This is a genomic window from Dyadobacter subterraneus, from assembly GCF_015221875.1.
Lineage (GTDB): Bacteria > Bacteroidota > Bacteroidia > Cytophagales > Spirosomataceae > Dyadobacter > Dyadobacter subterraneus.
Map to the genome: position 1 here is coordinate 2,370,854 of NZ_JACYGY010000001.1, position 23,860 is coordinate 2,394,713.

The 23,860-nt window shown below is 40.1% G+C and carries 23 protein-coding genes and 1 pseudogene; 13 read left to right on the forward strand and 11 right to left on the reverse strand.

The features are described from left to right. Positions 1-17: 17 nt before the first annotated feature. Both IEE83_RS09845 and IEE83_RS32900 read left to right on the forward strand, forming a co-directional pair. Entirely contained in the window at positions 18-869 is an 852-nt protein-coding gene (locus tag IEE83_RS09845) for an amidohydrolase family protein (RefSeq protein ID WP_194120416.1), read from the forward strand. Positions 870-885: 16 nt separating this feature from the next. Continuing rightward, positions 886-1,065 (forward strand): hypothetical protein, encoded by a 180-nt coding sequence (locus IEE83_RS32900; protein WP_228101754.1) that lies wholly within the window; start codon positions 886-888, stop codon positions 1,063-1,065. A 95-nt stretch (positions 1,066-1,160) separates the two neighbouring features. Here IEE83_RS32900 and IEE83_RS09850 read toward each other — a convergent pair whose 3' ends face one another. Beyond that, on the reverse strand, positions 1,161-3,626 hold the full coding sequence (locus tag IEE83_RS09850) for an ABC transporter permease (protein ID WP_194120417.1): 2,466 nt from the start codon (positions 3,624-3,626) through the stop codon (positions 1,161-1,163). 407 nt (positions 3,627-4,033) lie between these two features. Between IEE83_RS09850 and IEE83_RS09855 the strand changes: the two genes are divergently transcribed. The 5 genes from IEE83_RS09855 (at position 4,034) to IEE83_RS09875 (ending at position 8,002) form a co-directional block, all read left to right on the forward strand. Beyond that, a complete protein-coding gene (locus IEE83_RS09855; RefSeq protein WP_194120418.1) occupies positions 4,034-4,480 on the forward strand; it encodes an SRPBCC family protein in 447 nt (148 codons plus the stop codon). A 32-nt stretch (positions 4,481-4,512) separates the two neighbouring features. Beyond that, on the forward strand, positions 4,513-4,875 hold the full coding sequence (locus tag IEE83_RS09860) for a DUF2200 domain-containing protein (RefSeq protein WP_194120419.1): 363 nt from the start codon (positions 4,513-4,515) through the stop codon (positions 4,873-4,875). A gap of 15 nt (positions 4,876-4,890) precedes the next feature. Beyond that, positions 4,891-5,328: a DUF1801 domain-containing protein gene (locus tag IEE83_RS09865; protein WP_194120420.1), complete on the forward strand. Its 438-nt coding sequence runs from the start codon at positions 4,891-4,893 to the stop codon at positions 5,326-5,328. A 255-nt stretch (positions 5,329-5,583) separates the two neighbouring features. Then, positions 5,584-6,696, forward strand: a complete 1,113-nt coding sequence (locus IEE83_RS09870; protein ID WP_194120421.1) for an acyltransferase family protein — start codon at positions 5,584-5,586, stop codon at positions 6,694-6,696. Between the two features lie 283 nt (positions 6,697-6,979). Next, entirely contained in the window at positions 6,980-8,002 is a 1,023-nt protein-coding gene (locus tag IEE83_RS09875; RefSeq protein WP_194120422.1) for an LLM class flavin-dependent oxidoreductase, read from the forward strand. A gap of 107 nt (positions 8,003-8,109) precedes the next feature. Here IEE83_RS09875 and IEE83_RS09880 read toward each other — a convergent pair whose 3' ends face one another. The 5 genes from IEE83_RS09880 to IEE83_RS09900 form a co-directional block, all read right to left on the reverse strand. Continuing rightward, positions 8,110-9,054 (reverse strand): NAD(P)-dependent alcohol dehydrogenase, encoded by a 945-nt coding sequence (locus IEE83_RS09880; protein WP_194120423.1) that lies wholly within the window; start codon positions 9,052-9,054, stop codon positions 8,110-8,112. A 54-nt stretch (positions 9,055-9,108) separates the two neighbouring features. Further along, positions 9,109-9,849, reverse strand: a complete 741-nt coding sequence (locus IEE83_RS09885; protein WP_228101755.1) for an AraC family transcriptional regulator — start codon at positions 9,847-9,849, stop codon at positions 9,109-9,111. Positions 9,850-10,025: 176 nt separating this feature from the next. Beyond that, entirely contained in the window at positions 10,026-10,409 is a 384-nt protein-coding gene (locus IEE83_RS09890; protein ID WP_194120424.1) for a T9SS type A sorting domain-containing protein, read from the reverse strand. A gap of 70 nt (positions 10,410-10,479) precedes the next feature. After that, positions 10,480-10,863, reverse strand: coding sequence for a DUF3244 domain-containing protein (locus tag IEE83_RS09895; protein WP_194120425.1), 384 nt, complete (start codon positions 10,861-10,863; stop codon positions 10,480-10,482). A gap of 484 nt (positions 10,864-11,347) precedes the next feature. Beyond that, positions 11,348-13,300, reverse strand: coding sequence for a tetratricopeptide repeat-containing sensor histidine kinase (locus IEE83_RS09900; protein WP_194120426.1), 1,953 nt, complete (start codon positions 13,298-13,300; stop codon positions 11,348-11,350). Between the two features lie 546 nt (positions 13,301-13,846). Between IEE83_RS09900 and IEE83_RS09905 the strand changes: the two genes are divergently transcribed. Continuing rightward, positions 13,847-14,974: a DUF4249 domain-containing protein gene (locus IEE83_RS09905; RefSeq protein ID WP_194120427.1), complete on the forward strand. Its 1,128-nt coding sequence runs from the start codon at positions 13,847-13,849 to the stop codon at positions 14,972-14,974. 534 nt (positions 14,975-15,508) lie between these two features. Here the strand turns inward: IEE83_RS09905 and IEE83_RS09910 are convergent. Then, the gene (locus tag IEE83_RS09910; protein ID WP_194120428.1) at positions 15,509-15,901 is read right to left on the reverse strand and encodes a winged helix-turn-helix transcriptional regulator; all 393 of its coding nucleotides are present in this window, start codon (positions 15,899-15,901) and stop codon (positions 15,509-15,511) included. Positions 15,902-16,035: 134 nt separating this feature from the next. Between IEE83_RS09910 and IEE83_RS09915 the strand changes: the two genes are divergently transcribed. Then, the gene (locus tag IEE83_RS09915; RefSeq protein WP_194120429.1) at positions 16,036-16,647 is read left to right on the forward strand and encodes an FMN-dependent NADH-azoreductase; all 612 of its coding nucleotides are present in this window, start codon (positions 16,036-16,038) and stop codon (positions 16,645-16,647) included. 247 nt (positions 16,648-16,894) lie between these two features. Here IEE83_RS09915 and IEE83_RS09920 read toward each other — a convergent pair whose 3' ends face one another. Beyond that, positions 16,895-17,149 carry an ABC transporter permease gene (locus tag IEE83_RS09920; protein ID WP_194120430.1) on the reverse strand — a complete coding sequence of 85 codons (255 nt, stop codon included), beginning with the start codon at positions 17,147-17,149 and terminating at the stop codon, positions 16,895-16,897. Positions 17,150-17,443: 294 nt separating this feature from the next. Between IEE83_RS09920 and IEE83_RS09925 the strand changes: the two genes are divergently transcribed. Next, complete coding sequence (locus IEE83_RS09925) at positions 17,444-18,280, forward strand: polysaccharide deacetylase family protein (RefSeq protein WP_194120431.1); 837 nt, start codon at positions 17,444-17,446, stop codon at positions 18,278-18,280. A 12-nt stretch (positions 18,281-18,292) separates the two neighbouring features. Here IEE83_RS09925 and IEE83_RS09930 read toward each other — a convergent pair whose 3' ends face one another. After that, a complete protein-coding gene (locus IEE83_RS09930) occupies positions 18,293-19,462 on the reverse strand; it encodes a glycosyltransferase family 87 protein (protein WP_194120432.1) in 1,170 nt (389 codons plus the stop codon). A gap of 264 nt (positions 19,463-19,726) precedes the next feature. Between IEE83_RS09930 and IEE83_RS09935 the strand changes: the two are divergent. Next, positions 19,727-19,861: pseudogene (locus IEE83_RS09935) on the forward strand (helix-turn-helix domain-containing protein); the annotation flags it as partial. 190 nt (positions 19,862-20,051) lie between these two features. On the opposite strand, the gene IEE83_RS09940 reads toward IEE83_RS09935, so the two are convergent. Both IEE83_RS09940 and IEE83_RS09945 read right to left on the reverse strand, forming a co-directional pair. Further along, entirely contained in the window at positions 20,052-20,384 is a 333-nt protein-coding gene (locus tag IEE83_RS09940) for a hypothetical protein (RefSeq protein ID WP_194120434.1), read from the reverse strand. 646 nt (positions 20,385-21,030) lie between these two features. Next, positions 21,031-21,537: a DUF4142 domain-containing protein gene (locus IEE83_RS09945; RefSeq protein ID WP_194120435.1), complete on the reverse strand. Its 507-nt coding sequence runs from the start codon at positions 21,535-21,537 to the stop codon at positions 21,031-21,033. 595 nt (positions 21,538-22,132) lie between these two features. On the opposite strand from IEE83_RS09945, the gene IEE83_RS09950 reads away from it, so the two are divergent. After that, complete coding sequence (locus IEE83_RS09950; RefSeq protein ID WP_194120436.1) at positions 22,133-22,717, forward strand: RNA polymerase sigma factor; 585 nt, start codon at positions 22,133-22,135, stop codon at positions 22,715-22,717. Between the two features lie 97 nt (positions 22,718-22,814). Further along, entirely contained in the window at positions 22,815-23,795 is a 981-nt protein-coding gene (locus IEE83_RS09955; RefSeq protein ID WP_194120437.1) for a FecR family protein, read from the forward strand. Positions 23,796-23,860: the final 65 nt, after the last annotated feature.

The window sequence follows — 23,860 nt, forward strand, 5'->3', positions numbered from 1 at the left end:
CAACAAATGTATCACAAATGGACCGGAGAGAATTTCTTGCTTTATCTGCCGGCGTTTGCCTGGCACCTGGATCTGTGCAGTTAAGTGCAAACCAGCATACACCAATACCCATCATTGATACACACATACATTTGTTTGATACAACCCGTTCTCAGGGCGTGCCTTGGCCGGAGAAAAATGATAAAATTCTTTATCAACCCGCGCTCCCGGGCCGTTACCGAAGCATTGCAGAAAAGCTTGGAATTACCGGCGCCATTGCCGTGGAAGCCAGTCCATGGCTGGAGGACAACCGTTGGCTGATCGATACTGCCGAAAATGATAAAATTATTGTCGGCGTGATAGGTAATCTTGAACCAGGTAATCCGGATTTTGCCAAACAGCTCGGGCGTTTTCAGCAAAGTCCACTTTTCCTTGGCATCCGGTATGGAAATCTTTGGGGCCACGATATTGCAAGCCAACTAAAAAATCCCGGTTTTATTTCAGACCTTAGATCGCTTGCGCGGGAAGAATTGGTACTGGATACCGCAAACCCGAACCCAGCGCTGCTGGCTGCGGTAGTAAAGCTCACAGATCTGGTGCCTGATTTAAAAGTTGTGATTGATCATTTACCTCAGATGAGTCTACCGACAGACAAAGCGGTAGAAAAGTTGTACGAAGCAGATCTGCACGAGCTGGGACAAAGACCAAAAGTCTATGTGAAAATCTCTGAGGTTCTACGCCGCGTCAATGGCCAGATCCCAACGGAGCTGAGTTTCTACCGCGCGCGGCTGGACGGACTTTACAATACTTTTGGAGAAGACAGGCTGCTATACGGCAGTGACTGGCCCAACAGTGATCAATGGCTGCCTTTTGATATGGCCGGAATTTGAAGATAAAGGTGGTTTTTTGATATTAGACAAGTGGACGCCAATCGAACCTTACGGGACTGCCAAATTGTGGATTTCCGATCAAAAATTTATCATGTATCACCGAAAATATCTCAGGCTTGGAGCTACTGGTTACATGATGGATGGCAGCGGCTATGTTGCCAAATGTGAAGTGATCGAGTTGGTAAACCTGGTGTAGAAATTAAGGGTTGTAGATATTATTGGTTTTTTTTTAAAAGATCATAGATCAGAAAATGATGTCAAAAAAGATATCAATAATCATGACAATATTTTTTATTCATTACTTAAACTCTTTACAGGGTTTGTCAGTGTTGTTTTGAGACTTTGAGTGCAAATAATTATAAGCGTTAAAGTCAGCAGTAGAACCGGTGGAATAATGAAAACAGAAATGCCGGGAGTAATGTGAAAAGCATAATTTTTCAGCCAGGCATTAGACAAATAATAAATTACAGGAGTGGAGATAGCAGATGCAACACATACCATTTTTATAAAATCTTTTGAAACCAGTATAAGCAGACCGACCACCGAAGCTCTGAGTACTTTGCGAATGCCGATTTCTTTTGTTCTGAGTTTAATGACAAAACTGGAAAGTCCCAGCAGCCCTAAGCAGGCTATAATAATTGCCAGCATTGAGAAAAGAATGAAAATATTGCTTAGCTGACTGTCAGCTTCATACTGCCGGTTAAAGTATTCATCCAGAAAAAAGTATTCAAACGGGCTTCCGGGAAATGTTTTATGGTAAAGTTTTTCTACCTGGGAAAGGCTTTGTGCAGCGTTTTTTGCATTTAGTTTTATTGACAGGTACCTCCAGTCATTAATGCTGGGAGAATAGCATAAGATAGGATCAAATTTTTCTTTCAATGAGCGCTGGTGAAAGTTTTTCATAACGCCGCCAATTTTGCAGTTAACATCGTCACCCCATGTGAATACGATTTCCTGGTTGATAGCTTCTTCGGGCGATTTATAACCAAGCATTTTTGCAAGCTCCTCGTTGATTAAAACTTTTGTGCTCCCCGTGCTGTCCAGTTTTGAACTGTCGCTGCCAATAAGGTTTTTTCCGGCGATCAATTCAATTTGATATGTTGGAACAAAGTTTTGATCTATTTCCATCAGATAGGTTTCAAAGTTATGCCGCTTATCCTGATTTACCCTCCTGACACTTTTCCGGAAACGAATCATGTGACCGGGTATATCGGTTGTTGCCGTTGCATCTTTCACCGAATTGATGTTCAAAATCTCGTTTTTGAAAAAATGAAGGGCATTGAACATTGCTTCACCTTTGACCACAGGTGTTTTTACAATGACAACCTGATCTTTCTGATAGCCAAGCTTTCCATTTCTCATAAAATTAAACTGCTGGAAAATAACAACCGTTGATGCGATCAGAGTTATAGAGAGTATGAACTGGAAGGAAACCAAAACACGCCTCATGGATATTCCTCCACCGGGATGTGTTTTTAGTCCTTTCAGCACGCGAACCGGCAAGAATGAAGACAATACGAAGGCCGGATACGCGCCAACCAGTAAGGCACCAACCAGGAAAAATAATAAAACCGAAAACCAGAAAATGGGTTTGCCGCCCAAGCCATCTGAAAAGAAATCCGTCGTAATATCTTTTCCGATAAAGTCATTGAAGAAAGGCGTGCAGCAAAAAATAACAGCAAACGCAACGATGAGCGCAAACAGATTGATGATAAAAGATTCAGTGAGAAACTGCGTGATGAGTTGCGATTTTTCTGCCCCTACCACTTTTCTCAAACCGACTTCCTTGGCCCTCTCCACCGACTTGGCGGTTGATAAATTGATATAATTGATCCAGGCAATGAATAGAATAAATATGCCGATAATACTCAATAGTGAAACTTCCTTTTCGCTGCCATTTGCTTCGGCTTCTTTTAAGTAATTGGAATAAAGGTGAATATCTGTAATGGGTTGCAGATGAAAGGATAAGCGCAAATTCAGTTCTTTCATTCTGGTACCAAGGTATTTTTCAATAAACGCGGGAAATTTCGCTTCGAGTTTCTTCACGTCTGTCCCGGGGGCAAGTACCACGTAATTATAAAATTCTGCCCTGGACCAGTCATCATATCCGTAATTTGGCTTGATGGATGAAAATGAAACCAGCATGTCAAATTTGATATGAGAATTATCAGGAATATCTTTAAAAACACCCGTTACCTTTTCTAACATGCTTCCATTCATGTCCAGCATTTTGCCCAGCGGATCTGTATCCCCGAAATATTTTTTTGCTGTGCTGGCAGAAATTACAATACTGTTGGGCTCTGTTAAGCAGGTTTTCCTGTCACCGGAGATTAACGGATAAGAGAAAACATTAAAGAAAGAAGCATCAGCCAGATACATATTATCTTCATTATATATCTTTTCACCGCCCTTGGCATCCTTATAAGAAAGAGTGTAAGCGGGCATAAATAAAGACACGGAAGCCAATCGGGTAAAATCGGCGACCTCCGGAAAATCTGCTTTCATGGCTGGGCCTACCGCCGGATGATTCGTGGCTGTGGCTGGTGTAACAGACTCGCTGCCTGGGTACGAAATGGGCACCCGGTAAATATTTGCTGCATTCTTATGAAACTGATCATAAGTTGATTCAAAATATACATACTGAAAAATGAAAAAACAGGCTGCGATTCCCATTGCCAGTCCAAAGATGTTGATGGCTGAAGATCCTTTGCTTTTCCAAAGATTTCTCCGGGATATTTTCAGATAATTTCCTAACATCTCAATGTATGTTTAGTATGATAGATTTTTAATCTCTTATTACCAGTTCAACTTTTTTGCACTGCGTATACCAATTAAGTGTTTTATATGTAAAATTCCTATATATAAGTGATGCATTTATTTAAAATTGTGAAATTTCGACAGAATGGAAGTAAATTTCATTGTCGGGCATTCTTGAAGTAAATTCTTTAAAACATAAAAACGGAAAGGTTTGCATTAATTGGGAACCATAAGGTTTTATTCCTTTATGCCCCGGGCAAAACAAGTATGTATCTAATTATGTCGGCTTTTTGGGATTAGTAAGATTCTATCTTCCTTGCGTCCGCGGCAATCCGTAGTCTGCCTGCCGGATTATTGTATTATTTTTTTGAATTGATGAAATTAAACATCATTAAATAAACTGAACAATGGCAACAAGTACAGTAAAATTCCACAGAGTAATAAAAGCACCTGTTAGCAAAGTTTTCAGGGCATTTTCCAGTGCCGATGCGATGACGTTTTGGCTGCCACCGTACGGTTTTTTGTGCACGGTACACGAAATGGATTTCAGCGTTGGAGGAAGTTACAGAATGTCTTTTCACAATTTTACAACAGAAAAAAGCCATTCTTTCGGTGGTCGTTATTTGGAAATAATTCCAGGCGAATTACTGAAATATTCCGACAAATTCGAAGACCCCAACCTTCCGGGGGAAATGACCACCACTGTTCAACTCAAAGAAGTAATGTGCGGTACGGAAATCAATATAACACAGGAAGGAATTCCAGAGCAGATTCCCGCAGAATTTTGTTACTTAGGTTGGCAGGAATCTCTGGAAAAGCTGATAAAACTTGTGGAACCTGTAATTAATGACTAGGTGATTTGATGTAAGTAAAAAATTATCTGGATATGAATACAACGCCTGAACACGACGCACGCATTGCAAAATTAACTTTTGCATCGGTGTATCCGCACTACATTACCAAAGTAAAAAGTAAAGGCAGAACCATTGAGGAGCTGCATCAGGTCATAGAATGGCTGACAGGATTTGATGACCAGAAACTGCAAGAACTCATTGATGAAAAAGTTACTTTTGAAACATTTTTCGAGAGGGCCGAACTGAACCCTAATGCGCAGCTAATCAAAGGAGTCATTTGCGGCTACCGGATAGAAGAAATTGAAAATTCACTGACCAGACAAACAAGGTATCTGGATAAGCTGATTGACGAATTGGCGAAAGGCAAAAAGATGGAAAAGATTTTAAGACAATAATTAAAAGCCGGAGTGATGGGAAAGATCAAGACCGCCAGCACATCAGTAGATGTAAAAGATTTTATAAATGAATATGCTGACAGCGAACAAAAGAAAGCCGACAGTTTTCGCTTGATAGAATTAATGCAGCAATGGTCTGGCTTTGAACCCAAAATGTGGGGACCTACAATTATCGGGTTCGGCAGCTATCATTATAAATATGCAACCGGACATGAAGGTGACGCACCGATTCTTGGATTTTCACCAAGAAAAGCAGCGTTTTCACTTTACGTTTTTTCTGCAACAGAAAAAAGCAAAAATTTGCTAACCGACCTGGGCAAATTCAAAATGGGCAAAGCCTGCATCTACGTGAAAAAACTCTCTGACATCAATGAGTCTGCATTGCAACAAATGTGCACAGAGTCAATCAATTACATTAATGAGCACTATGCATGTGCTTGCAGAATGAATTGATAAAAAATCAGAGGGCGGAAAAATTCAATCATAAATCTATTATTTCTGATGATTGTTATAACTCCGATTTAGCCCTTGATGATACACGAATGATGATTACCGGTTATTTCGGGAAATATTAATATATATAGTAATCAGGCGTCACTTGGGAAAACGTAGTTTCTCTTAGAGCAGACATTTGCGAAGAAGAAATAAAATTACTTTCAATATATTCGCGGTTTGAGCCAATCTGTATTAAGAAATTTCCTGCCGTTAATGGACAATAACAAACTTGGCACAAAGCCGCATTATCAAATATTGGATGGACTTCGCGGTGTAGCGGCAATTATCGTGGTATTCTTTCACCTTACAGAGCCACTAGCCAGCAGCCATCTTGATAATGTTATTAACCACGGTTATCTGGCCGTTGATTTTTTCTTTTTGCTTTCCGGCTTTGTCATTGGATATGCCTATGACGACAGATGGGACAAATTAACCATCGGAGGTTTTTTTCGGCGCCGGTTCGAACGGCTGCAGCCGCTCGTTGTGTTGGGTATGACGCTGGGCGCCATAGGTTTTTACTTCACCGACTCTACCATCTGGCCGCTTATTCATACCGTTCCTTTGTGGAAATTGATCGTGGTTATGCTGATAGGTTATACAATTTTGCCCATCCCGCTTTCTATGGACATACGCGGCTGGCAGGAAATGCATCCGCTCAATAGTGTTGGCTGGTCATTATTTTTTGAATACATAGCCAATATTCTTTATGCGCTGGGTATACGGAAATTATCTAATAAAGCCTTAGCGTTTTTTGTAGTGTTGGCAGGTGCACTACTTTTGCATTTTGCGGTTACTAATACCAACGGAGACGTTACAGGTGGCTGGACACTGAATGCTGAGCACATGCGTGTTGGGATAACGCGCACCTTGTTTCCTTTTTTTGCAGGTCTGCTTTTATCGCGCGTATCTAAGCCGGTCTATATCAAAAATGCTTTTTTGTGGAGTAGTCTTCTGGTTGCAGGTGTTTTGCTTATGCCCAGAATTGGCGGTGCACAGCACCTTTGGATGAATGGTTTGTACGAAGCTTTTTGCATTATTATTGTTTTTCCGCTCATTGTATATATCGGCGCCAGCGGTGTAGTGCATCATCAAACGGAAAATAAACTTTGTCAGTATCTTGGCAATCTTTCTTATCCCTTATACATGACGCACTATGTGCTTGTCTACTTTTACGTGGCATGGGTAAGCAATTACAAAGGCATTACTTTATATCAGGCTTGTTCCTATGCGCTGCTCACTTTTTCCGGGGCTATCCTGTTGGCATACGCAAGTTTAAAGCTGTACGATGAACCGGTGAGGGCTTGGCTACGAAAAAAAGTAAAATAGCATAGATGACAATCAATACTTAATTCAGAACAACTAGCCTATCGTTTGAGAGTCGGGCTTTGAAGATTAAATCGTATGATATTATCTGGCTCATTAACAATTGATTGTAAAAATGTGTATAAGGTTTTACAATCAAAAAATTTGTTCGGCTCCGGTTTTCTTTGCCGGTTTTTATCATGCCAAAATTCTCTGAAAGCATAATTAACGACTCATCATGGCACTTTTAAGCAGACAATTTGTTTAATTTTTAACTAGGTTAAAATAGAAGCTTGGGAGACAAAGTATGAAGAAAATTGGATTTTTATCGTTTGGCCATTGGTCGGGCCATCCTGCATACAGCACCCGTACAGCAAGTGACACATTACTTCAGTCTATTGACCTGGCGGTTGCAGCTGAAGAAATTGGGTTAGACGGAGCTTATTTTCGTGTGCATCATTTTGCTTCTCAGTTAGCCTCTCCATTTCCTTTGCTTTCGGCCATTGGTGCCAAAACAAGTAAAATTGAGATTGGGACTGGTGTAATTGATATGCGTTACGAAAATCCGCTGTATATGGTGGAAGATGCCGGGGCGGCGGACTTAATTTCGGAAGGACGACTGCAGTTAGGAATTAGCAGAGGATCGCCGGAGCAGGTAATCGACGGATGGCGTTATTTTGGATATGAACCCGCCGAAGGAGAAACAGACGCGGATATGGGACGGCGAAAAGCGCTGGAGTTTTTGGACAAGCTAAATGGTATTGGATTTGCCAGGCCTAATCCAAACCCCATGTTTCCAAATCCGCCGGGCCTGCTGCGCTTGGAACCGCACTCAAAAGGTTTGAGAGAACGTATTTGGTGGGGAGCAGCGTCTAACGCAACTGCTGTTTGGGCTGCAGAAAATGGTATGTATCTTCAAAGTTCCACTTTGAAATACGATGAAAATGGTAAACCCTTTCATGTGCAGCAAGCCGAACAGATCCGGTTGTACAAAGAAGCGTGGAAAAAAGCGGGACACAAGCGCGAGCCAAGAGTTTCGGTGAGCCGGTCTATTTTTGCATTGGTAAATGATCAGGACCGTTATTACTTTGGTCAGGAAGCCAGTCGATCAGACAAGATTGGAATGATTGAACAGGACAAACGCGCCATTTTTGGAAGAAGCTATGCAGCAGAACCAGATCAGCTTATAAAAGAACTGGCGCAGGACGAAGCTATTCAGGAAGCGGACACATTGCTTTTAACAATTCCAAACACATTGGGAGTTGATTACAATGTACATGTTTTGTCTTCAATTTTAGAGCATGTAGCGCCAGGACTTGGCTGGCGTTAAAAGTCTTACGCCTTTCGCTGTAATTCTAATGTGCGTATAGTTACATATTAAGGATTAGTTTGATTGGGCTTCAAGGCCCAATCAAACTATAAGTGCTCTTATTTCCCTCAGTTTATTTCAATAACCACCTTGCCGGTTACGCCACCTTTTTCAGCATATCGGTATGCGTCGACAGACTCCGTAAAAGAAAAAACTTTATTTATTTCAATCTGTAATCCACGGCTGACCGCATCAAGCAACGTTTCCATTTTTTTGGAAGATGGATCCGAAAGAACAACAATATGCTTTCTACCTGTAAACAGATTTTTAATCAGCGATAGGGGAATTTCGATGGGCTTGGGCGTAGGGTTCAAAAACAAAGATTTGGGTTTCATAATCTGTCTGGCATTTGCGTAACCCATTTTGCCTGACAGGTCAATGACAATATCATAAGTTTTCTGTTGGGTCAGTACATTTTCTTTTGTATAATCAATTACTTTATCAGCTCCCCATTTTTTTGCAAAGTCCAGTGCATTTGTGCTCGCCACAGCGGTTACGTTGGCTTGTTTTTGTTTTAATAATTGGAGCAGAAACATCCCAAAGCCGCCGGTTGCCCCGTTTACCAGAATTTGCGTATCGGCATTGACCTCACCTAAATTTTCCAGTACGCTCACAGCAGCGGCGCCGGTAATAGGAATGCTGGCAGCCTGGGGGAAACTAACGGATGCAGGCTTTTTCCAGACGGATGCTGATGAGACCGCCACATACTCTGCCAGCGCACCTTCTTTCATTGAATTTTTTCCAACGCCAAAAACCTCGTCTCCTTTTTTAAAATTCGTAACAGCGGTTCCGGTTTCTTCAATGATCCCGGCAAAATCAACTCCGGTGTGCTTTGGAAATTTTGACCCGGACATCAGTTTCATTTCACCTTTTCTGATTTTCCAATCCATAGGATTGATAGAAACGGCTTTTATTTTAACCAATACCTGATTGGATTTAATAACAGGTTTTGGTTCTTCTACTGTTTGTAAAACATCTGTGTTTCCGAATTGTTGATAGGCTATCGCTTTCATTGTGCTTCTTTTTAAATTGTTTATTTTGATAGCACAAAGTTGGAAACAGCAGCACTAATAAACTTGTATCAAATCACTGTTGTGTTTTAAAGCTTTTGGCGGCATGCCAAACATCTCATACATGTATTTATTGAGCTGAGGAAGGTCATAAAAGCCTGTATCATATGCAATTTCGGTCAGACTTCTGTCTTTTTCGGAAAGGGTAAGATAAATGACCTGACGAAGCCTTGTCCAAAGCAAATATTTAGATAAGCTGCTGCCGGTTTGTTCTTTAAAAAGCGCAGCAAGGCGGGAAGGGGAGAGAAAAACAATGTCAGCGAATGTGCCGGGCGTTATAACCTGCTGAGAGTAATTGGCATTGATGTATTCAACGATTTTTGTTACCCGCTGATCATAATGAAGCGTCGGCAATTTTGAAAGCAAAGCATCAATGATGTTGTAAATGTCAAAGGAGTCTTTTGCTGTCTGGAAAAAGGTATTTGTTTCAATTGGCGAATGAAAAACGATGTAGTTTTGACCGGTATCAAACCTGCCCAAAAGCTCCAGACCAACATTGGAATATGGCTCTATGTTTAAAATATTTAACGTTCCTTTTTCTGCGACACAGAAATGCGGAACCTGGGGTTTGATCAGAAAGCCGTAAATCCCTTCAAACAATTGCCCATTAATGGTGGAAGTAAAAGTAGTGTCGTTTGATAAAACGATTTGATAGGCGGAATGGTGATGAATTTCAACGGTAAGGTTGTAGGCTCTAAGCGCCAGAATGAAAGGATTTTTTAATGGTTTTTTCATCATGCTAATTTTTCTTAAACTTATAAAAAACCTGTCTTACTTCGGGCTTATAATTTGCTGTGTACCTAGTTTTCACATGTGAAGTGTATATAATTTCCTTTGAGTATACTCACCTATAAATCAAAAAGTGACTCCCGTTCTAAGGAAGTCACTTTTTGATTTATATTATTTCTTTTTTATTAATTAATTGTCAAAACACGTTCTGTTTTTTGTTCTGTCAATTGAAGTGATTTTGACTGAGTTTCTCCATTGCTGGTCACCTGGATTTCGTATTTTCCTGCTTCCAGATCATTCAGATTTAAAGCGCGTCCGAATTTTTGGTTTCCTTTGCCTATCACTTCGCGGTAAACAATATCTCCGGCGCTGTTTTTCAATACCAGAACAGTTGGTGTTTCCTGATTTACTTTGTCAACCAGCACATTTATTTTTCCGCCTTTGGTTGGATAAATTCCGGTGCCGAAACCGGTAGATTTTTTAGTTGCTTTATCATCTGCATGGGCAGAGAAAGCGAAAGAAGCAACAAATGCAAAGGCAACAGCGATATTTTTGATGTAAGTTTTCATGGCGATTTTAATTTTTTTTATGGCTAATATTTTTCTTATGAATGGCTAATAGAGTATTCGTTACTGATGCTTATTTGATTGTCAATGCACGTTCTGTTTTTTGATCTGACAATTGGAATGTTTTGGTTTGTGTTTCGTTTTTACTTGTTACATCGATTTGGTATTTACCTGCTTCAAGATCCGTAACGTTCAACTGGCGACCGAATTTCTGATTTCCTTTGGCTACAATTTCGCGGTAAACGACGTCTCCGTTTTCATTTTTCACAAGAATGGTTGTTGAAGCGTTATCATCCGCTTTGTCGACCAACACGTTGATTTTTCCACCTTTGTTGATATAAACCCCGGTTCCAAAGCTTAAAGCTTTTTTAGTTTCTTTATTTTCAGCGTTAGCAGCGAAAGCGAAAGAGGTAACAAATGCGAAAGCAAGAGCGATATTTTTGAATGAGTTTTTCATGGCTAATTATATTTGAATGTTCTGTTGTAATTGTTTCCCTTATTGATGAATCAAAGATAGGGTGATGGCAGGTACTATGTATAACAAAGTACACGAATGGATGCTTTTCAGTGATAAGTGGTATGGGGAATAAATGAGCAATTAAGCGGTTGAAAGATACTAATGTTAGTTTATAGAAGAAGATGGTTAGTTGGATTAAATTGACCATGCCTACGGCATTTACAAACGACTAAAATATCGGTAATACAGGGATTGAAATCCCTGGCTACAATGTCATTCATGCCTATGGCATTTTTCTAGTGCCGTAGGCACGGCCGACATTGTAGCCAGGGAATTTATTCCCTGGAAATGAAGCAGATGCCGAGCGGCAGCAGGTTATTGGTATTGAAATGAAGTGATGAAATAAAGATCGTATTGCTTTTTGAGGTCTTGCACTGCTTAAGAGTTTTTCCACATCAGCGCCAGAGGCATTAGCTGCGCATTTTCAAAGTGAAAGATCTGATTTTTGACAGGATTTAAAATAAACGATAAATTCAGATCCCTGATCCTTTTCGCTCCGTACCTGAATACGGCCATCATTTTCCTCAATAAATTGTTTAATCATCACCAGGCCCAGTCCGGTTCCGGGTTCACTGTTTGTGCCGTTTTCCGATATTGCCACGCCCGAAGATTTAAATAACCGGGCTAATTTTTCCTCTGACATACCTTTTCCGCTATCCTTGATATGAATGGCGGAAAAATCATCCTGACAGCTATAAAACAAGTTAATTGTTCCTGTTGGCGGGGTAAATTTGATGGCATTGCTAATGATATTTTGAAGGATGATTTTGACATGATTTTCATCGGCTTCAATATATACCGGCTTTTGATCCTGGTGTATTAAATGCTGCTTTTTTTGTTGAGAAACCGGCTTGTATAATGACAAGACGCTCCCGGTTACCTCCGTCAAGTTTATTTTTTCATATTTTACCTGAGCACCGCTCCGCTGGCTGCTTGCCCAGTTGAGCAGATTATCGATCAGCTCTGAGACGTGCAATATTTGCCGGTGGAAGTCTTGGAGAATATATTTCCGTTCCTGTTCGTCCAAATAGCCTTGGGTGATCATATCCAGCGCCTGAACAATTGATGCAAAGGGGCTACGCAGATCGTGGCCAATGACAGATAATACCCGGTCCTTGGTTTGATTAAGTGAGATCAATGCTTCACGCTGGGCCTGAATCTCTTGCTTCTGCTGACCAATCGCATCATTGCTCTCCTGAAGTTTTCGGTTCAAGACATTCTTACGGGAGATATTAAGCCTTAGTAAAAAAAGTGCCCCTAAAAGCAGAATAGAGAATAGTGCGGTCAGCGAGATAATGATCCGGTTGTTCTTGATTACCTGCCTGCTGTTCTCGTTTTCTCTGGTCAGGTCTAAATTCTCGGCTTTCTGATCCTGCAAATGCAGGTAGTTGATCTCCTGTTCCTTATTTTGATTAAGAATACTGTCGCCATAGGCCCGCGCAATGGCCTGGTATTCATAAGCCTTTTGATAATCTTTTAATGCTGCGTAACATTTTGATAAAATATTAGCTGCCCGCTCTGTATCCCAGTCGGCTTTCATCTGTTGCATCAGTGCAAAACTCCTGTCAGCATAGGCCAGTGCTTCGTTGTAGCGCTTCATTTCGTAAAGCGTTTGGGCCAAACCAGAATAAGCGAAACCTTTCTCCCACCTGTCCTGATAGGCAGTAAAATGAAGGGCCGACTGATAATAAAATAGTGCCTGTTTGTAATTTCGTGAATGAAAATAGGTCTCTCCGATTCTGTTCAGGGACATTTGATTCAGGTGTCCGTCTTTGCATTGTTCTGCAATCAAAAGTGCCTTTTTCAGATTTGCAAAGGCATCCTTAAACTGGTGAAGTTCATCATGGCATAAGCCGATATTGAAATAATTTGCTGAAATCTTTGCGCTGTCTTTAATCTGTTCATTAATTGCCAGCGCTTTTTTAAATTCAGGTATCGCCTCCTTAAATCTTTTCTGACCAAGATAGATGACGCCCCTTGTGTTGATGGCAATGGCAAGCTCCGACTTCCAGCCTTGCTGCTTGGAGATAACCGAAGCAGAATCCGCATAGGAAAGAGACTCAAAAAATGAACCATTTACATAATAGATTTTTGCAATGTTGTTGTAGGCTCTTACTGTTTCTTTAAGAAGACAAACTTCTTTTGCATATTGTAAGGCGATCGTTCCAAATAAAAGAGAGCTATCCGTGTTATTAAACAGGTACTTTTCAGCCAGTTTATTGCAAATAGAGATCTGTACCGAATCCCGTGGTTCCCCTTTAAATCTCTTAAAAGTCTTTATCAGATCTGATCCGTCCTGGCTATAAGCCGTAGCCGATGTAAGTTGAACCAATAGTATTACTATGGATATTGTGATCAGCTTAGACAACGTTGTCATTTTATGGCATCAAAAGGTTTAATATGAGGAGGTTCGGTATCGCTAAATATTAAAGATAAGATCTTTAGTAATATATTCAATATTGCCTGCTGCAAAGATACAAATTCGCAATTGGTCACGATAGGGTGCAGGAAATTTTCTCATTGCCGAAATATATTTTAACAAAACGGGCATAATTAAGGCTCTGAACTCCCGTCGCCCTGAACCAAAACAAGGTCAAATAAATTCTATATATGCTCTTTCATACCTGAAGATACAGGCGAACATCTTTTGTGCATCAGAGCAACAAAAAGTAAATCTAACAGGCGCGAAGCGCGACTTTCAATGTGATATTGCCGGAAAAATTTTAAGCAGTAAGTGATGTTGGGAGAGATGATTTAGAAAGAACATTCACTCATAGCTGACCAGCCTTTGGCGTTAAAAAAGTTTGATTTTAAGTAAAAAGCAGTTTTTAGTTCTTTTAAAAAAAGTTCTCATTACTCAACTTTCACTTTCCCCCCATGATAAGATGTTTTCTTTTCGTCGGTTACAAACAGTTATTGCGTCATGAATAGATACCAAAAACTCTTTTTTATTCTGTTGGTTGTCTTCTTTATTCATGGATGTATCAAGCAGTTTTCGCCACCTGGAATTGATACTTTGGAACAAAATCTTGTTGTAGATGGATTTTTGAACACCGGCGCGGACACAAGTATCATTCAGTTGAGCAGAACCCAGAACTTAAGCCAGACAGAAGAGCCTGTCAAGGAAACAGGTGCGGCGTTATCTGTTGAAGATGAATCAGGAACGACATTTTCGTTTAAAGAAACGGGTGCCGGGAAATACATTTTACCTCCTTATGGGTTTGATCAGGGGAAAAAATACAGATTGAGGATTAAAACCGCAGCAGGAAAGGAGTATCTTTCTGAATATGTGGCTGTCATAAAAACGCCGGCAATTGACAGCGTTAGCTATAAGATTGAACCAGTCAGAAATGCAGTAGTTTTCTATGCTAATACCCATGATCCTAAGAACCAGACTCATTTCTACCGGTGGAGTTTTGAAGAAACCTGGGAATATCATGCCACCTACGCGTCTGCGCTTGAAGTCATTGCAGGCAAAGTTGTTCTCAGGGAAAAAGATATCAATAAATGCTGGCAAACCTTTAAATCCAGAAATATCCTTCTGGGCTCAACTATTAAGCAAAGCAGTGATATCATCAGTGAGGTGCCAATCAATATAGTGCCTATCAGCACAAACAAACTATATATCAAGTACAGCATTTTATTAAAACAATACGCTTTATCCAGTGAGGCGTTTGAATACTGGACAACCCTTGCAAAAACGACTGAACTAACCGGAGGACTTTTTGACCCGACACCTTTTTTGCTAACCGGTAATATCAAAAGTACGATTAATCCTTCTGAACTTGTCTTCGGTTATTTCAGCGCAGGCACAGAAGAAAAAAAACGGATCTTGATCACTCCGGGTCTTGGAAGTTTTCCACGATGCGCGAAAACGGACACGATACCAATTGAATGCCGTTCGCTGGATGAACTATGTGCGCTGCGAACTGAGCAGTTGCTTCTGACCTATCACGGAAAAAGGTCTGACTCGGTCACGGTGGCAAGTGCAGAATGTACGGATTGCAGATTAAGGGGAGGGACAACACTAAAGCCAGCTTTTATGAATTAAAAGGAATTTTGGTGGTAGTTTAAATTCGCGTTAAATTAATATTCCACACTATATGAAGCTGGATGATGTCTACAAGCGGATTCTACTTTATAAATTCATTAATTTATAAAGTAGACGAAGGAGGCTTTGAAAGAATTTTTTACCTATGACATGACTGATCTTTCCGGGGAAAAGCTCCACTGATAAGATTCCTAACTTTTACCGCTTATCAAAAACGTCAAGGAAGGAGCCGTAATTTCCTTAACTTTCAGCATATCAAATAATACTGTTATGAGAACAATACTTAAATGGACTTTGTCTATACTAGTATCACCATTTTATATTTCTACGAAATGGATTGATATGACAAAACCAGCAAAGAAGGATTAAGTAGTGTTTGGCCAGACCAAAAACCTTTTATGAGTTTTAATCAGGGAAGAATACTCTTATTTTACCCGGTGGCTTTTAGCCCATTCCAAATAGTTGTTATCTAAAAACAGCATTTCTGCCCTCTTATAGTCTGGCGCACCAACAGTGAAATGGCAAGTACTGCTATCACGACAGCTCCGATTCCCCTTTTAATATTCTTTTCCTGTGGGCGCTTCCCCAGGAGTGCAGTTCACCAATCAGCGGGCTGAGCGTCCGTCCGTAGGGTGTAAGGTCATACTCGATCAAAACAGGAACAGTATCATGCACATGCCTTTCTGCCAGCTCATTTAGTTCCAGCTCTTTTAATTCCTTAGACAACATTTTTGGCGTAAGTCCGGGAATTTCTCTTTGTATCTGCTTAAAGCGTTTTTTTCCAAATTTTAAGGAAAGGATAATTTGCAGTTTCCATCTGCCGCTTAATATATCCAGGGCATCCCTAATCGGTAGGAGCATTTTTGAGCAGTCAGCTGTTGAAGCGTGCGCCGGACATTTTCTTTTATCTTCTATTGCTATTTCCATAGCTACAAAACTAAGAAAAACAAGCTTTCTTTTATATACCGCTTTCCCAAAGTATACCGGTATACTCCGGGAAACTCCAGGCAAACGCGTGTCTGGGCAACTTAGCTTTGTAAAAATTTAAAAGTATAATGACAATGAAAAAGATCTTAAATATTATTTCCAGTCCCCGTGGCGAAATGTCTTTCAGCAATAAGCTTGGTAATGCGCTGATCGGTAAAATAAGTGCAGAATATCCCGGAGCAGAAGTTATGGTCCGGGATTTGACCCATGGTATCTTTCCGCATGTACATGCAGGTCAGCTAGAAGCCTTTTTCACGCCGTCTGACCAGCAGACAGATTTGCAGAAAGCATCTGTCCGGCTTTCAGATGAATTGATTCAGGAAGTTTTTGACGCTGATATTCTTGTGCTGAATGTACCTACCTATAATTTTTCAATTCCGTCTTCTGTCAAAGCCTGGCTGGATCAGGTCGTGCGTGCCGGAATTACTTTTAAATTTGACGAAAACGGTCCCAAAGGTTTTGTTACAGGCAAAAAGGCTTATGTTGCCATATCCAGCGGTGCTGTATTTTCCGAAGGACCCTTTAAAGAAAATGATTTTGTTGAGCCCTATCTGAAAACCGTTTTTGGTTTTATTGGCATCACTGATCTGAACTTTTTTAGGGTAGAGGGAATGGGAATTCCTGCTCTAAGTGAGACTGCACTGGAAAAAGCACTACAATCCATTGAGCAGTATCAGCTGATTTGATTTTGCCTGACAAGTTTAAACTCGGGAAAATATTGAGCCAAAAAAACACAAGCACGTCCTGTTTCTGAAAGTTCAACCATCCGTGCGGTTTGAGCCTCGTGGTTGAAATGAATTACCAAAAGGAAAATACGCGGATATTTTCCTTTTGGTTGAACAATCAAGTCTTACTTTTATCCGGATTAATTTTCCGGATTTCCGATTTAGTTGTAACAGTCAGGCCCACGAGTCAGACAGCAAATGCCAGATATTACTCAATTTTTAACCTGTCAACAGGATTGGCAATAGCGGCTTTGATTGCCTGGGTGCTTACTGTAAGCAGTGCGATGATTACAGCTGTCGAGCCCGCAACTGCAAAAACCGGCCAGCTAATTTCAATACGGTAATCATATTTTTCAAGCCAGCTGCGCATAGACCACCAGGCCAGCGGCGAGGCAATCAGACATGCGATTGTTACCAGCCATACGAATTCCTTTGAAAGCAGCAGCCATAGGTTGGATATCAACGTCCTTGAACACGACCGGCAGCTTGATCACGGCTCGATTAACTTGAATTTAAGCGTCATCCGGTGTTTTGAAAGATCACACCGTTAAGTATGACAAAAAAACGCAGGAATTTTATACTTCTTAAAATCCTTCGTTATCAAACAAAAAGCAATACGTTTGTATTTGAAATGAATGAAAAATAATACACTCAGGATTGAATTAAAGCCGATCTTTTGATTGTATTGACTTATTTTTAAATTAAAACAGTTTATCGCGAAGCGGTAAATATGGCAAGAATAACCCTTAGGCAGTATATGAAACGACAATTTGTAATGCTTACTTTTGATCTGGAAGAATTTGATATTCCCGAAGAGTATGGTCAGAAAGTATCTACCAAAGAGCAGTTTGATATAACGCTTGAAGGCATGGACAGATTGAAAAAGCTACTGGCTGTACATCGTATTCCGGTGACATTTTTCACGACGGGTAATTTTGCATTGAAGAATCCGGAACTAATTAAAAAACTTTCGCAAAGACATGAAATAGCCTCCCATGCGCTGTTTCATTCTCCTTTTCATGAGTTCAGGCAGGAAGACATACTTGAATCAAAGCAAATTCTGGAAGAGGTGACCGGAATAAAGGTGACGGGTTTCAGAATGCCCCGTTTGAAGCCGCTTAATATATCCAGACTCTCTGACTGGGGATTTCAGTATGATTCGTCTATTAATCCAACTTTTCTTCCCGGGCGATATAATCTGCTTCATAAAAGTGCGGAGCCAACCGTGGAAAAGGGCCTCATTATTCTTCCGTGTTCGACAAGTCCGACGCTGCGTTTTCCCCTTTTTTGGCTATCATTTAAGAATCTTCCCAGCGCGCTTTATACTGCTATTGCCAAGAGAACACTGCGCAAAAGGAGAAATCTCATGTTATACTTTCACCCCTGGGAATTTGCCGGAATTGATCATTACAAATTGCCGGGTTATGTTAAAAAACCTAACGGTGAAAGACTGATTCAAAAACTGGATTACCTGATCAGCGCATTGAAGGAAACTGGCGCAGAATTTATTACCAGTCAGGATTATTGCGCTTATCTGATCAAAACGGATAAGGCCTTTCAGTCGGTGGATAAAAGTGCAGCAGAATTTGATTAGGATTGGCAATTATTAACCATCAGCATATTTTGTGTCAAGTGTTTCAGTTTTAAAAAACAGCTGGACTTGTAAAATAAGCCATACCAAAACGCATGGCAAAGTCTTGGCAACCAAAGACGGCACAAATCCAAAAGGCCAGGAGGCCGAATAAATATCCTTGTGTGCGACGACACTAAAAAACAGAACAATAACGGCAATGATATCAGGCCAGTACGTAAACCGCTTACGGTTTACCAGGCAGAAAACGGCTATTCCCACAGCCGATATAATAAATGTTGGCGGCTCAGAAGAATGATTGAAAACAATGACCCACAAGGCGCAGTAGGCTAAAAGTAGCATGCGCTGACTTTTTTGAACATAAGCCTTGTTCAGCAAATTTATAAGCAAAGTGACTGCAAATAAAAACAATCCAATAAACTGCGTCGTAGTTAAATCCGACTCGGTGAATGACGTTTTACATAGCTGGAAAAGTCCCATCAGCGAATAGCCAAAATTGACAGCATGGTCGCTTGTAAGACAGGTCAGCCAGTCTTTGTACACCTGAATAAAATAGGCCGGCCCGGTGAATGGGAGCGGCAGAAATGCAAAGATGATGAGCCACAGAATGGAATAGGAAATGTACTTTCCGGGTTTTGGATAAAACAAAAACAGCGCCGCGAAAATCAGTCCATAACCCTTGATACAGAAAGCGATAACAGGAAAAAGAGCAGCCCATTTAGGCTTGCCTCTTTCCAGGAAAGCAAAGGTAAATAGTCCCAGCGCAGCGATAATTGAGTTGGTTTGCTGGCTATGCAATGTCGTGGCAAGTTCAATCAGAACAAACCACCAGAAAAATACTTTTTCGCCCGGTTTAATCGGAAGAAATTTAATGGCATAAAAAATAATCAAACCACCCAGTAACGTCCACAATATCAGCGATGCAAATACTGGCATCAAGCTAAACGGAATAAAGAGAATGCAAAATGTTGGATGGTATAAAAAGATATCGAAATACTCTGTGGGATATTCAACAAAGAGGTTTTTGTGATCGATGAGATGAAAAAAAGATTGGCGGTAGATGATCAAGTTGTTGAATCTGCGGGGGCCCTGGAAGTAAAAGACCAGGCCAATAACAACGCTCATTATCAGATAGAAATAAAAAATTACGCGTTCTGTTTTAAAAAATCTTAACACTGAATTCATGTAGGGGGTATCTAAGTTTTGCCGGCCAAAGATAATCACATCCGGAATGCCAAATCAAACCGATTCGGCCCATATCAAAGTTTTAATATTTTCTTAATTGTCTAACTGACTTGGCGGCGGCTGGCTAGTTCTGGCTGGGGCGTAATGTTGCGTAAGATTGTGGCGTATCAAGAATTGTAGATATACTGATGAAGGGAAGATTTTGCTAATTCCATAAAAGCATCAGGCAGTTATCATCGACAAAGTTGTGCATCAGGCTGAGGGAAATTACCGACTACTGAATTATCGGTGAATCAGGTTGCGTATGCCTTGGGTTTTGAGCATCCACAATCATTCAATAAATTGTTTAAAAGTAATACCAGTCAGTCACCATTGCAGTTTCGGAACTCTTTTAATTAGGTCTAAGCAGTTGACAAAGATTGGCTTCAGTGTCAGGCGTAACGATGTTGCCAGTTATATAGTTTGCTTTATCAGTAGCATGTTAGTAAAGAAACACAGCCAATGGCAATTAAGGCATAAAAAAAGAAACGTTGCTGGCAATTGCCAGCAACGTTCAGAAAGTAGACCACAAATCAATAAACCTTTCTGATTATTTTTCAAATTCTTGTTTGACTTTTTCGTAAAGGCTTATTACCTGGTTTGTCAGGGCAATGCATTCCTGCTGGCTCATGCGATCAATCGTATTAATAATTGCGTTAGCACGGATCTGGCCATCGGGACCTATACTAGGACCGTCTTTTCTGATCTTTCCGGTAATATTTTCCCATTCACCCATCAGGTTTTCTGAGAAGTATTTTGGGGTAATTATATTGAAATAACCTGCCTGAGATTTTAGTTGTTGTTTAATTCCTCCACTAAGGTTTGTCAGACTGGCAGTAAGCTTGGACAGCTCCGTATATACAAAAATGTTTGACTTGCTCATAAGTATGGAAGGTAAATTCTGTTTGAATCATAAGCACTGTTTCTGTTACAACCTTTGGCAGATTCAACAGGGGGCGGCTTTTAGTAATTCAAATGTAACTGATAGAAACGAAACGGTTTGTAGTTGATTTACGCAATTTTTGTAGAAGTTTTTCGTCTTTGTTGTCGATTTCCCAATAATGAAAGAAAAGGAGCACTTTTAAATCTTCTTTTTCTGAATATTACTGTAAACCAAGTTGTTGGGTTTGGCTAAATTTTGTAAAAGTCTAGATTGCAATGAAGAAGAAGGCAGGGGTAAGAAGGAATTAAAAAAATTGAAGCAGGAAAAGGCTCTGAACAGATATCCGTTTTAGATATTGATATCTGAAAGAAGAAGAAAAGGAGCAATGTCATTATTATGCAGGTATTTCAATGCGGTCATGCCGTCTTGGAAATAAATCCTTTTATTGGGCAATGCAGTGTATTAAACACTTTTTCAAAAGGTACTGATCATCTTCATCATCCTTTATAATAATTATTTCCCCATTTTATTCAAAAAAGTATCTTTGGTCTTTCGTATAGATCAAATTGGCCCGGTTGTAAAATCAGTGTCAAACCCATAGCAAGAAGGGTGTTTACAGGCACCCTCCATGCGATGGGGTATCAATCTAGTTGGTTTTGAAAAGCATTTTAGCCATTTCCAAATGATGTTTTAGAGCCGGCAGTTTGGCAGTTGCCCATTTCTTTAAATCGGCATCTTTTCCTCCGGTTGCTTCCCGCTGAAATAGCCCAATTGTCTCCTCGTGTGAAGCAATCATCATATTCATGTAAATCATATCAAAAGTGTTACCACTTTTAGAGGAAAGGCTATCACACATCATTTGTTTGGCACTGCCAAATGTTGCAGGCATATCAAATTTTTTCTTTTTTGACAAAGTCATCAGTTCTTCATTTTCCTTGGTGTGGTCATCAACCATCATTTTTGCAAAATCCTTTACTTGTTTGGCTTCTGCTTTTTTCAGGGCAAGCTGGCCAAGATTTACTTCAAGCATTCCACCTTCCGCAGCCTTCTGTACAAAATCGGCATCCTGATTCTGAACGGATTGTGCGTATGAATGTTGTGAAAGGAATTGTGATCCTGCTAAAATTAGCGCGTAAATAAAATAGTTTTTCATATTGGTTTTATGTTAAATTGATAATTGAGTCGAGTGCCCTTATCAATGATTATACCCGACACGAAATGGTAATTCTTTTCCCTTTTTAAATGCCAATTATCCCGAAAATGCATATGTGGGAATTCACGTTTTACGGATGAGGCGATTTTTTTATTGCCTACTTATGATAAATCAGAACGGAAGAGCAATGCCAACGATATCACGTTTGAAAAGCGAAGGCGGCCATGCAAAACCAATCGAATTTTTAATAAACTTTTTAATATAGGAATTAGAAATATTCAGCAGGTACCCAATTATAAAACCGGCCCTTAACTTTGCTTACCGGTACAGAATTTAGATAGGTACTTATTCATCTATGCAGCAGCCTGTCAGCTTTTGTGATAATCGTTGAAGAAAAAATTAAAACATACAAGTGAACTGAAATTATTAAAATTGATCATTTGCCAAATTAAATATTAGATTTAACATTTTTAACTTAACTTTATTTTGAAATAAATTCTTAAATCCAAATTAAAATATAAGTCTAATAAATCCTTGGAATTGTTTACTTTCTTTTAAAACCTAAACTCAGGCAATTGCTAAATACATTACAGGCATGGTAGATTACGACGAACTTTCCGACGACGAATTAACTACTTTGTTAAAAACAGGAGAGAATGCAGCTTTTGAAGAAATCTATAACCGCTATTGGAATAAAATGTTCCTGATGGCGCATCGTATCGTAAAATCTTCGGAAATAGCTGAGGAGATCACTCAGGATGTATTTTTACTGTTGTGGACCAAGCGGGAAACACTCAGCATTGCAAGTCTTCGGCAGTATCTTGCTGCGATGCTGCGTTATGAGGTTTACCGGTCCCTTTCCAAAATAAAAAAACAACAAGTTTATGAGAACGAGATCAGAAACACTAGCTCGCCTTTTGTTTCCATTGAAAAGGACATTGAAAACAGATTATTACTGGAAATTATAACAACACTGACCAACCGGCTCTCTGAAAAATGCAGACTTGTATTTCAGTATAACAAGTTAGAGGACAGATCCCTTACCGACATATGCGAACAGTTGCAGATATCTCCTAAAACTGCCGAAGCTCACCTGACAAAAGCATTGAAAGTAGTGCGTGCGGGGCTAAGTGGTTCGATAAATTTTATTCTGCAAATAATTATTTTGACGCAATTATAAGCGCCAATAAAAAATAATCTAAAAATTTTCAATTACTACTAAGGGGTTTTGCTTACTTCCATACTCTGTGCTTACAGAGGAATAATCCCGGATAAGCATGAACCAAGAATATCTAAAAATATTAGCTCAAAAATTTCTTGATGGTACTGCCAGCGAAGAAGAAAAGCAGCTGCTTCATAGCTGGTATGATAAAACAACACTATCCGGTGAATCGGAAATCGTTGTTTCTGAAAACTATGAAACAGAAGAGCAGTTAAAACAAAGCATTTTAGGAAGGCTAAAAGATAGCATTGCGCAAAATGAGGCAGAACAAGAACCGGTGTCCTCTGGTTTATTTCGCAGGCTTGGTATCTGGGCGGCTTCTGCGGCGGCCGTAATAACGCTTGCCATATTTGCTTGGCATAAAACAAGGCCGGCTTCTGAAAGCGTGATGCAACTGGTCCATGCACCATTCGGTCAGACTATCTCTATTCAGCTTTCCGACGGCTCCAAACTTTGGCTTAATTCCGGATCAACGGTCAGGTTTCCGAAAATCTTTACTCAAAAACTGCGTGAAATTACACTGGTAAACGGACAAGCCTTCTTTGATGTCGTTCACGAGTCAAAACGTCCTTTTGTGGTAAGGACAAAAACGCTGGACGTGACCGTTCTTGGAACTTCATTTGATGTAAAAGCATATGACAACGACGGCCAGTCGAAGGTTACTGTAAAATCCGGAAAAGTGGGTGTAAGCCTTCACAATCAACCTGGAAAACCGGCCGTTATGCTATTACCCGAAAAGCAGATTATTGTTCAAAATAAAAAGTCAGAAATTAAAATCAGCGAAATCAGCCCACCTGCCATCGCACCTTGGAAAGACAACCGGAATGTACTGGAAGATGAGCCGCTTTCAGAGGTTTTTCATGCCCTGGAAAGAAAGTACAATCAGCATATTGTTGTAGAAAAGAAAGCACTTGAAGAAGAAAAAATATCAATAACACTTGATAACCAGCCATTAACGGATGTGCTGAAAGTTCTTAGTTTTTCCAAAAAATTTAACTATTCACAACTTAACGACAGCACCATCGTAATCAGATAAAACTACAATCAGGTCGGCTTTCTAGGAAAGTACTACCAACAAAAACCGGGAACACTGCAAATGTC